Source organism: Glycomyces albidus, from assembly GCF_009451885.1.
Lineage (GTDB): Bacteria > Actinomycetota > Actinomycetes > Mycobacteriales > Micromonosporaceae > Glycomyces > Glycomyces albidus.
Map to the genome: position 1 here is coordinate 1 of NZ_WIAO01000068.1, position 9,992 is coordinate 9,992.

General features: G+C 71.0%; 8 protein-coding genes and 1 pseudogene. 5 read left to right on the forward strand and 4 right to left on the reverse strand.

From position 1 onward, the window contains the following. From GFD30_RS25680 to GFD30_RS25695, 4 genes are all read right to left on the reverse strand, one after another. The coding region (locus tag GFD30_RS25680) for an ABC transporter ATP-binding protein (RefSeq protein ID WP_153027996.1) at nt 1-1,058 on the reverse strand (1,058 nt) is incomplete at its 3' end. Next, complete coding sequence (locus GFD30_RS25685; protein WP_153027997.1) at nt 1,051-2,127, reverse strand: ABC transporter ATP-binding protein; 1,077 nt, start codon at nt 2,125-2,127, stop codon at nt 1,051-1,053. The genes GFD30_RS25680 and GFD30_RS25685, both read right to left, overlap by 8 nt. A gap of 4 nt (nt 2,128-2,131) precedes the next feature. Continuing rightward, on the reverse strand, nt 2,132-3,031 hold the full coding sequence (locus GFD30_RS25690; RefSeq protein WP_153027998.1) for an ABC transporter permease: 900 nt from the start codon (nt 3,029-3,031) through the stop codon (nt 2,132-2,134). Beyond that, the gene (locus GFD30_RS25695; RefSeq protein ID WP_153027999.1) at nt 3,031-4,128 is read right to left on the reverse strand and encodes an ABC transporter permease; all 1,098 of its coding nucleotides are present in this window, start codon (nt 4,126-4,128) and stop codon (nt 3,031-3,033) included. Before GFD30_RS25695 ends, GFD30_RS25690 begins: the two co-directional genes overlap by 1 nt. A 466-nt stretch (nt 4,129-4,594) precedes the next feature. Here GFD30_RS25695 and GFD30_RS25700 point away from each other — a divergent pair, with 466 nt between their 5' ends. From GFD30_RS25700 to GFD30_RS27365, 5 genes and pseudogenes are all read left to right on the forward strand, one after another. Further along, nucleotides 4,595-5,815 carry an NADP-dependent isocitrate dehydrogenase gene (locus GFD30_RS25700; protein WP_153028000.1) on the forward strand — a complete coding sequence of 407 codons (1,221 nt, stop codon included), beginning with the start codon at nt 4,595-4,597 and terminating at the stop codon, nt 5,813-5,815. 230 nt (nt 5,816-6,045) lie between these two features. Beyond that, the gene (locus tag GFD30_RS25705; RefSeq protein WP_153028001.1) at nt 6,046-6,789 is read left to right on the forward strand and encodes a phosphocholine cytidylyltransferase family protein; all 744 of its coding nucleotides are present in this window, start codon (nt 6,046-6,048) and stop codon (nt 6,787-6,789) included. Next, entirely contained in the window at nt 6,789-7,841 is a 1,053-nt protein-coding gene (locus GFD30_RS25710) for an iron-containing alcohol dehydrogenase family protein (protein ID WP_322633624.1), read from the forward strand. The genes GFD30_RS25705 and GFD30_RS25710 overlap by 1 nt, the downstream gene beginning before the upstream one ends. Further along, entirely contained in the window at nt 7,828-9,501 is a 1,674-nt protein-coding gene (locus GFD30_RS27360) for an ABC transporter permease (protein WP_227997119.1), read from the forward strand. The genes GFD30_RS25710 and GFD30_RS27360 overlap by 14 nt, the downstream gene beginning before the upstream one ends. Nucleotides 9,502-9,774: 273 nt before the next feature. Further along, nucleotides 9,775-9,992 (forward strand): annotated as a pseudogene (locus tag GFD30_RS27365) (hypothetical protein); the annotation flags it as partial.

Below are 9,992 nucleotides of genomic sequence, written 5' to 3' on the forward strand. Positions count from 1 at the left end.
CGGCGCCGGTCGCGCGCCACCACGTGGCAGGCGACGCGGCGGCCGGGGCCGCCGCCGTTCGCGCCGGCGGCCGCGAGGGCCGGTGCCGCCGCGCCCTCAAGGGCCGGGACGGCTGCGCCCTCAAGGGCCGGAACGGCGCTGTCGCACAGGCCCGGTTCGTATGCGGGGCAGCGCGGGTGGAAGGCGCAGCCGGCGGGGAGGTCGGTGAGGGACGGGATCTCGGCGGATCGGAGCTGCTCGGCGGCCTGGTTGGCGCGGGCGAGGTCCGGGTCGGGTTCGCACACGGCCCCGATGAGGGCCTTGGTGTACGGGTGCTGCGGGTTGCCGATGACCTCGGGCGTGGGGCCGTGCTCGACGACCTTGCCGAGGTACATGACCGCGATCTCGCCGTCCCACGCGAAGTACTTCGCGACGGCGAGGTCGTGGGTGATGAAGAGGAACCCGACGTCGAGGTCGTCGCGCAGCCGCCCCAGCGTGTTGAGCAGGCTCACGCGGATCGAGACGTCGAGCATCGACGTCGACTCGTCGCAGATGAGCAGCTCGGGGTTCATGGCGAGCGAGCGGGCCACGTTGACGCGCTGGCGCTGGCCGCCGGAGAGCTGGTGCGGGTAGGCGTCGAGGTAGGACTCGGGGGGCGTGAGGTCGACGAGCTGGAGCAGTTCGGCGGCCTTGGCGCGCGCCTCGGTGCGGTTCTTGACCAGGCCGTGGCGCTTGAGGCCCGCGGTGAGGGTCGACGCGACCGTGCGGGTCGGGTTGAGGGCCGCGTACGGGTCCTGGTGGATGTACTGGACGGCGCGGCGGTACGCGGTCTTCTCGGCGGCGCTCATGTCGGTGAGCGGCCGGCCGCGGAACTCGACGGCGCCGGCGGTGGGCCGGGTGATGCCGGCGGCGGCGCGGGCGGTGGTGGTCTTGCCGCAGCCGGACTCGCCGACGAGGCAGAGGACCTTGCCGGCCTTGACTTCGAGGTCGACGCCGCCGACAGCCGCGACGGGGCCCTTCTTGGTGTCGAAGACCTGTTCCAGGCCGCGCAGGCGCAGCAGGGGAGGAGCATCAGACATTGGCGTTCTCCTTCTCGGCCGGGGTCGCGCCCGCGGCGCCGCCGGAGCGCGGGAGGCCCACCTGGTCGTGGTGGAGGCAGGCGACCGAGTGGTGCATGGCGAGCGGGCGGTCGGTGAGCAGTTCCAGGGGGACGCGGTCCTGCCTGCACTCGTCGGTGGCGAAGGCGCAGCGGGGGTTGAAGGCGCAGCCGTCGGGCATGGCCTTGAGGCTGGGCGGGTAGCCGGGGATCGACTCGAGCGCGGGCCGGTCGCCCTTGACGGGCATGACCGCGTTGATGAGTCCGGCCGTGTAGGGGTGCTTGGGCGCGTAGAAGATGTCGCGCGCCGAGCCGGTCTCGATGATGCGGCCGGCGTACATGGTGGCGACGCGGTCGGCGAGTTCGGCGGCGAGCCCGAGGTCGTGGGTGATGAACACCATCGTGAACCCGAACTTCTTCCGCAGTTCGTGGAGCTGCTGGACGATCGACCGCTGCGTGAGCAGGTCGAGCGCGGTGGTCGGCTCGTCGAGGACGAGGACCTGCGGGTCGAGGGCGATGGCGAGCGCGATGAGGGCGCGCTGCTTCATGCCGCCGGACAGCTCGTGCGGGTAGGCCTGGAGGACCCGGTCGGGGTCGAGGCGGACGGTCTCCAGGAGCTCCCCGGCGCGGGCCTCGACGGCGGCCCTGGTCCACTTCTTCCCGTTGTCGGCGTGGTCGCGGAGGGTGTCGGCGAAGTGGTCGCCGATGCGGATGACCGGGTTGAAGGCGTTCATGGCGCCCTGGAAGACCATGGCGGCCTCGTTCCAGCGGAAGCGGCGGAGCTGCTCCTTCTTCATCGCGAGGAGGTCGGCGCGGGTCCCGTCCTTGAGCCGGTAGGTGAGCGAGCCGGAGGTGATCTCGCCGAGGCCGGGCAGGAGCCGCAGCAGGCCGAGGCCGAGCGTGGTCTTCCCGCAGCCGGACTCGCCGACGAGGGCGAGGGACTGCCCTTCGTACAGGTCGAGGTCGACGCCGCTGACGGCGGTCACCGATTCGCGCCTGCCGGTGCGGTAGGCGATCGCGAGGTCGCGAACGGAGAGGATCGGGTCGGTCATGGTCTCACCTTTCCCGGAGGCGCGGGTTGAGGGCCTGGTCGAGGCCGCGGCCCATCGTGACGAGCCCGATCGTGAAGAGCACGATCATGAGCAGCGGCGCGACGACGAACGGCAGGGCGACCGGGTTGAGGTAGAAGTTCTGGCCCCAGGACTGGTGGATCATCAGGCCCCAGTTCGGCGTGCCCGAGGGCATGAGGCCGAGGACGTAGAGGCCGACGATCGCGTAGATCGCCTGGTTGACCGAGATCACGAAGTTCACGAATATGAACCCGGCCATGTTGGGGAGGATCTCCCGGAAGACGATGCGGGCGGCGCCGAGGTCCTGGAGGCGCGCGGCCTCGACGAACTCGCGCTCCTTGAGGGACATGACCTGCGCCCGGATGGAGCGGAACAGGAAGGCCCACATGGTGGAGCCGACGACGATCGAGATGCCCCACGGCGGGATGTCCTCGAAGAACGCGACGACGGCGAGCATGAGCAGGAACTGCGGGATCGTGACGGTGACGTCGGTGAGCTGGAGCAGCACGGCGTCGATCCGGCCGCGGAAGTAGCCGGCGACGGAGCCGAGCGCGACCGCGATGAACACGGCCATGAGGGCCGCGAGGGTGCCCACCCAGATCGGCTGGGCGCCGGAGTTCACCAGGATCGTGAAGGTGTCCTTGCCCTCGTACTGGGTGCCGAGCCAGTGCTCGGCGGACGGCGAGGTCCAGATCTGCGTCGTGTCGGTCGGGTTGTGCTGGTCGATGACGAGCGGCCCGACGAAGGAGAAGAGGACGATCGCGAGGACGAGCACGGTCCCGGCGAACCCGGCGGGGGAGCGGGTCAGGCCGGTCCACAGCCGGCCGAAGAACGTCTCGCCGAACTGCTTGCGGGGCTTCACGATCACTTCGTCCAGTGTGGTCATCACGCCTCCTGCCCTTCGGACTTGATGCGGGGGTCGATGCGGACCAGGAACAGGTCCACGATCAGGCTGGCGATCACCACGGAGGTGGCGAGGATGATGACGGCGGCCTGCACGACCGGGTAGTCGCGGTTCGAGATGGCCTGCATGAGCATCTGGCCCGCGCCGGGGTACTGGAGGATCTGCTCGATGACGATCGAGCCGCCGACGAGCGTGCCGATCTGGAGGGCGATCTGCGGGACGATCGGCAGCATCGCGTTGCGGCCCACGTAGTTGCGGGAGATCCGGCCGGGCTTGAGGCCGCGGGCCTGCGCCACCGTCACATAGTCCTCGGTGAGGACCTCGGTGGTGGCGGCCTTCATGTTGAGCATGAAGGAGCCGGTGGCGGTGAACGCGAACGCGATGATCGGCAGGATCGCGTGGAACAGCGCGTCGCCGAAGAACACGAAGTCGAAGCCCGGCTCGACGCCGGCGGTGATGCGGCCGCGCATGTCGAGGAACGGCAGGACGCCGAGCATCGTGTAGCCGACCACGATCACCGCGGCGATGAGGATGTAGTTCGGGACGCCGGTGAGGAAGGACCCGACGGAGGTCATGGCGTGGTCGAACGCCGACCCGCGCCGGTAGGCCATCGCCATCCCGACCGCGAGGCCGACGACGGTGGCCAGGACGACGCCGGCGCCCACGGCGAACAGCGTCCACGGCAGGTACTCCATGACGTGCTCGAAGACCGTCTTGCTGGGGTTGGTGAGCGAGTTGCCGAGGTCGAAGGTGACCAGGCCCTTGAGGAACTCGAGGTACTGGACCCACACGCTCGCGTCGGCGTCGTAGGCGATGATGTTCGACGCGGTCGCCATCGCCTGCTCGTGGGACATGCCGGCGCTGTTGAGGCGGCCGGCCATGATCTCGATCGGGTCGCCGGGCATGAGGTGCATCAGCAGGAAGGTGATCGTCGCGACCAGCCAGATGACGAACACGGACTGGCGGATGCGGCGGAAGGCGTAGGAGCTCCACGCGCGTCGGAGTACGGAGCGCGCGGCTGGGGGCGGCGTACCGACCGCCGCGCCGGTGCGCTGCGGGGGTACGGAGGGTGCGGTCACCTGGCACTCCTTCGTGCGTGGTCGGGGCTCGTCCGCGGCGTGCGTGTACCGCCGCGAAATGAACAAGGGCTCCGAAACAAATTGGAAAGATTGTTTCTAGTTAACGAACTTACCCGTCGTGACCCGGCGCACGCCAGGCTTGAGACGGAATCGTTACGTTGAACTTCAGGGGGCGTTTCCCCTGGTCCCCTCCGGCGGGTGCGGTCAGAACGGTAGCCGCTCCGCGACGCCGCGGCCCGGCCGTGGGCGCCGGGCGGCCCGGTTCCGGGCCCGGGCCCGGCCCGATCGGCCCGTTCGGGCGATGCCCGGTCCGCCGAGCGGCCGCCCCCGGCGCGGGCCTGTGGCCAAGGACTCCCCGGCCGGGCGCGGGACCCCGGGGCGAGTCCAGTACGCTCGTACTGTTAGGAGCAGTCCGCTCCCCGTCCCGACCACGCGCGGCGAAGCGCAAGGAGAGGTGCCGAAACCCATGGCGAAGATCAAGGTCGCGAACCCGGTCGTCGAGATCGACGGCGACGAGATGACCCGCATCATCTGGAGCAAGATCAAGGACGAGCTGATCCACCCCTACCTGGACGTGGACCTGCACTACTACGACCTCTCGATCGAGCACCGCGACGCCACCGACGACCAGGTCACCGTCGACGCCGCCAACGCGATCGCCGAGCACCACGTCGGCGTCAAGTGCGCGACGATCACCCCCGACGAGGCCCGCGTCGAGGAGTTCGGCCTCAAGAAGATGTGGCGCTCCCCGAACGGGACCATCCGCAACATCCTCGGCGGCGTCGTCTTCCGCGAGCCCATCATCATGAGCAACGTGCCGCGCCTGGTCCCGGGCTGGACCAAGCCGATCGTCATCGGCCGCCACGCCTTCGGCGACCAGTACCGCGCCACCGACTTCAAGGTCGACCGCCCCGGCACGCTCACCGTCACCTTCACGCCCGACGACGGCACCGAGCCGATGGAGTTCGAGGTCGTCAAGTACCCCGAGGCCGGCGGCGTGGCGCTGAGCATGTACAACTTCCGCAAGTCCATCGAGGACTTCGCGCGGGCCAGCTTCCGCTACGGCCTGCAGCGGAACTACCCGGTCTACATGTCGACCAAGAACACCATCCTCAAGGCCTACGACGGCATGTTCAAGGACGTGTTCCAGGAGATCTTCGACGAGGAGTTCAAGGCCGAGTTCGAGGCCAAGGGCCTCACCTACGAGCACCGCCTCATCGACGACATGGTCGCCGCGGCGCTCAAGTGGGACGGCGGCTACGTCTGGGCCTGCAAGAACTACGACGGCGACGTCCAGTCCGACATCGTCGCCCAGGGCTTCGGCTCGCTCGGCCTCATGACCTCCGTGCTCATGACCCCCGACGGCCAGACCGTCGAGGCCGAGGCCGCCCACGGCACCGTCACCCGCCACTACCGCGCCCACCAGCGCGGCGAGAAGACCTCGACCAACCCGATCGCGTCGATCTTCGCGTGGACCCGCGGCCTGTCGCACCGCGGCAAGCTCGACGGCACCCCCGAGGTCTCCGGCTTCGCCGAGACCCTCGAGCGGGTCGTCATCGACACCGTCGAAGGCGGCAAGATGACCAAGGACCTCGCGCTCCTCATCGGCAAGGACCAGGAGTGGCAGACCACCGACGAGTTCCTCGACACCCTGTCGGAGAACCTCGCCAAGAAGGTCGCGTCCTAGCGCGTCACCGCCTCGGCGCCGACTCGTTGTAGAGGGTGCGGTCACCGCCCGTGCCGAGCCCGACGACGGCTCGGCGCCACCGGGCGGCCGGCCGTCCCTTCCCAGTTGGAGGCCCCGGCCGACGTGTGCAGGCGCACAGTCGGCAGGGGCCTCCCCCCTTTCGCGGCTTGTAAACTGGCCGGGTTGCACACCGGTTCGCGCCGAACCGGTCCCCCGACCGAAAGGCAGACATGAGAGGCGTCATCCTCGCCGCCGGACAGGGGCAGCGCCTGCGCCCCGACACCGACCGCCTCCCCAAGACGCTCCTGCCGGTCACCGGGACCGAGACCATCCTCGACACCATCGTCCGCGGCCTCGCCGAGGTCGATGTGACGGACATCGCCATCACCGTCGGCCACGCGGCCGAGCGGATCCGCGAGCACGCCCCGGTCCTCGAATCGCGGTACGGCGTCCAGGTGACCATCGTCGACAACGACAAGCCGCACTGGAACAACGCCTACTCGCTGTGGACCGCCCGCGAGCACTACGCCGCCGGCGCGATCCTCGTCAACGGCGACACCGTCCACCCCGTCAGCGTCGAGCGCGGCCTCCTCGCCGCCGCCGAGACCGACCCCCGGCTGCTGCTCGCCCTCGACGACCACAAGGAGCTCACCGAGGAGGCCATGAAGGTCTTCATCGGGTACCACGGCGTCGAGCTCATCCACAAGGAGCAGCCGATCGCGACCGCCGCCGGCGAGTACATCGGCGTCAGCCTCATCCCCGCCGGCGTCGCCGAGGAGCTCACCAAGGCCCTCGAGGCGACCTTCACCCGCGACTCGACCCTCTACTACGAGGACGCGTTCCAGCTCCTGGCCGAGGCCGGGCGCATCGGGACCGTCTCCACCGGGCCCGTCCGGTGGACCGAGGTCGACGACCACGCCGACTGGGCCCTCGCCCGCGCCATCCTCCAAGCGGACGCGGCCGGAGCGCTCTAGTGCCGACCTTCGCCCGCACGGTCCTCGCCCCGATCACGGTCGAGGTCTCCTCGGGAGCCGTGGCGCGCCTGCCGGAGCTCCTGGCCGACTCCCGGATCTCCTCGGGCGGACGCGTCGCCGTCGCTCTCGGGCCCGGGCTCGGCGAGACCATCGCCGACCAGCTCGACCACCTGCCCGACGCCGTCGTCCACACCGTCAAGCCCGGCAGCCTCGCGAGCGCCAGGGAGCTCACCCGGCGGATGCGCGACGACCACGTGGACGCGCTCGTCGGCATCGGCGGCGGCAAGCTCCTCGACACCGCGAAATGGGCCGCCTCCGACCTGGGCCTGCCGATGGTCTCGGTCGCCACGAGCCTCGCCCACGACGGCCTCGCCTCGCCGACCGCCTCCCTCGAACGCGACGGCGTCTCGGTCTCCTACGGGGTCCACCCGCCGCTCGCCGTCCTCGCCGACCTCGACTTCATCCGCGAGGCCCCCGCGAACCAGCTCCAGTCCGGCATCGGCGACGCCCTGACGAACCTCTCGGCGGTCGCCGACTGGCAGCTCTCGCACGAGGTGAACGGCGAGCCCGTCGACGGCCTCGCCGCCGCCATCGCCCGCACCGGCGCCGAAGCGGTCCTGCGCCACCCGGGCACCATCAGGGACGACGCGTTCCTGGCCACCCTCGCCGACGCGCTCATCCAGGGCGGCCTCGCCTCCAGCATGGCCGGGTCGTCCCGCCCCTGCTCGGGCGGGTGCCACGAGATCGCGCACGCGCTCGAAGCGCTCCACCCCGGCCTCGCCTCCCACGGGGCCGAAGGCGCGATCGGGGCGCTCATCTGCACCTGGCTGCGGGGCGACGAGCCCCTGTTCAAGGAACTCGCCGCGGCGCTGCGGCGGCACGGCCTGCCGCGCACCGCGAGCGAACTCGGACTGACCACCGCGGAGCTCGCCACAGCGGTGGCCTACGCGCCGAGGACCCGGCCAGGCCGTTATACGATTCTCGAACATCGTGAACTGGACTCGGTGGCGCTGGAGCGACACCTGACGGAGATGATGCATGAGCTCGATTAGCCCGCACCCCGAAGGCGTCTCCGGCCCAGCCGGAAACCGCGACGGGAGCCCGGACTCCACCGACGCGGCCGCTCCCCAGGGCGGCCTCGGCACCGGGCCTTCGGCGGCCCCCGCGGGCTACCCGCCCGGGGCCATGAGCTCCGGATCGGCCGCGTTCGCGAGCCCTCCGCCGGCGGCGGCCCCCGGCATCACCCCGCCGCCGCACGGCCAGCCGCAACCCGGCCAGGGCCGGCCGCAGTCCGGACCGCCGCAGCCCGGCGCGCCGGGCTCGCAACCGCCTGCGCCGCAAGGCTACGGGCAGCCCGGCCAGCCCGGGAATCCCCATTCGCCGCAGCACCCCGCCCCGTACGGGCCCCCCGGGCACCCGCAGGCGCCGCCCGCCGCGTACGGCGGCCCGCAGCAGCCCTACGGCGCCCCCCAGGCCCCGTACAACCCCGGCCAGCCGCCCCAGCACCCCCACCAGTCGCCACAGCGCCCCCACGGCCAGCCCCCGCAGGGGCCGCACCAGCCGGGCCAGCAGCCGCCGCAGCCGTACGGCCAGCCCGCGCCGGCCTCGCAGCCGGGCCAGCAGCACTTCCAGCCGCAGACGCCCCCGCCGCCGCCCGCAGTCGCGCCCCCGCCGCCGCACGTCGCCGCCGGCAGCCCGGGCCAGGTCCCGCAGGCGCCGTACGCGACCCGCGTCGAACCGGGCCGCGACATGCCGATGGCCGGCCAGTCCCCGATCCGCCGCAACCTCGACGACACCGCCGAGCTCCCGGCGTTCCTGGACTCCGCGCGCAGCGAGGAGGGCCCGCTCGACGAGTCCCGCCGCGCCGAGGTCAAGCCGCTCAAGCGGAAGTTCCCGCTGACGACCGGCTTCACCGCGCTCCTGCGGCACCGCTACGCGCTGTCGGTCCTGGTCCGCCGCGACCTCGCCGTCAAGTACCAGGCCACCGTCATGGGGTACGTCTGGTCGCTCATCGAGCCGCTGGGCCTCACGCTCATCTACTGGTTCGTGTTCGACCTGGTGTTCGGCGGCGGCAACGACCTGCCCGGCACCTCCGGGTACCTGCTCTTCATCGTCTCCGGCATCTTCGCGTACCAGTGGTTCAGCTCGGCGGTCAACGAGGGCGCGAAGTCCCTCGGCGGGCAGGCCAGCCTCATCACGGTCATGAAGGTCCCCAGAGAGGTCTTCCCCGTCTCGAAGGTCCTCGCGCGCTTCGCCGAGTACGCGGTCGGCTTCCCGATCCTGATCATCGTGGCGACGCTCGACGGCGGCGTGTTCCGGTTGAACCTCCTCTGGCTGCTGCCGGCGATCCTCGTGCAGGCCATGCTGACCACGGGCATCGTCTTCGTCCTCGCGGCAGCGAACGTCCTGTTCAAGGACGTGCAGCGGTTCCTGCCGCTGGTCATGCGCGTGCTGTTCTACGGCTCCGCTGTCATCTACCCGGTGAGCAAGGTCGCCGAAGCGGACACGATGAAGGACAACCCCTGGCTGTTCGACATCTTCTCGACGAACCCGCTCGTGGGCGTCTTCTCGATGCACCGCGCGGCCTTCAACCCCGAGCTCGCGCCGAACCTCTACCAGGTGGGCGTGGCCGTCGGCTTCTCCATCTTCCTGCTGTTCTTCGGACGCTGGATCTTCTACCGCCTCGAACCGCGCGTCCTCAAGGCGCTCTAAGCGACCGAGTCCGACGAAGGCGGCCCCGACCTGAGGTCGGGGCCTTCTTCGCGCTCCCGTGCGCTCCGATGCCCTTGCGAGGGCGGCGATCCCGGCCGGACCCGTGCGTGCGGCACCGCACGGACCTGTCGCCGTCGGTACGATGTGGGGAAGGCCCCCAACCAGTTGCGTGTCCGGATAGTCGGATTGGTCACCGCCGAGTCGGCGTGCGAGCCGGATGCGCTTACTATGGGGCGACCCTGCCCGGCATCCCTAGACGGAGAACCTCGGAACATGACCTCGTCCCAGCCCCCAAGGCCCCAGACCAGAGGCGCTACCGGGGGCGGCGTCAACGAGGAGACCCTCCACCTGCCGGCCACGACGCCCGGTGCGGCGGCCCGGCCCGGCGCCGCGACCCAGCGCACCGCCCCCAGCCCCTACCCAGTGCGGCCCCCGTTCCGCGCTCCCTCCCCGCCGCCGGCGGCACCGGCCGCGCCGGGCGGCCCGATGCG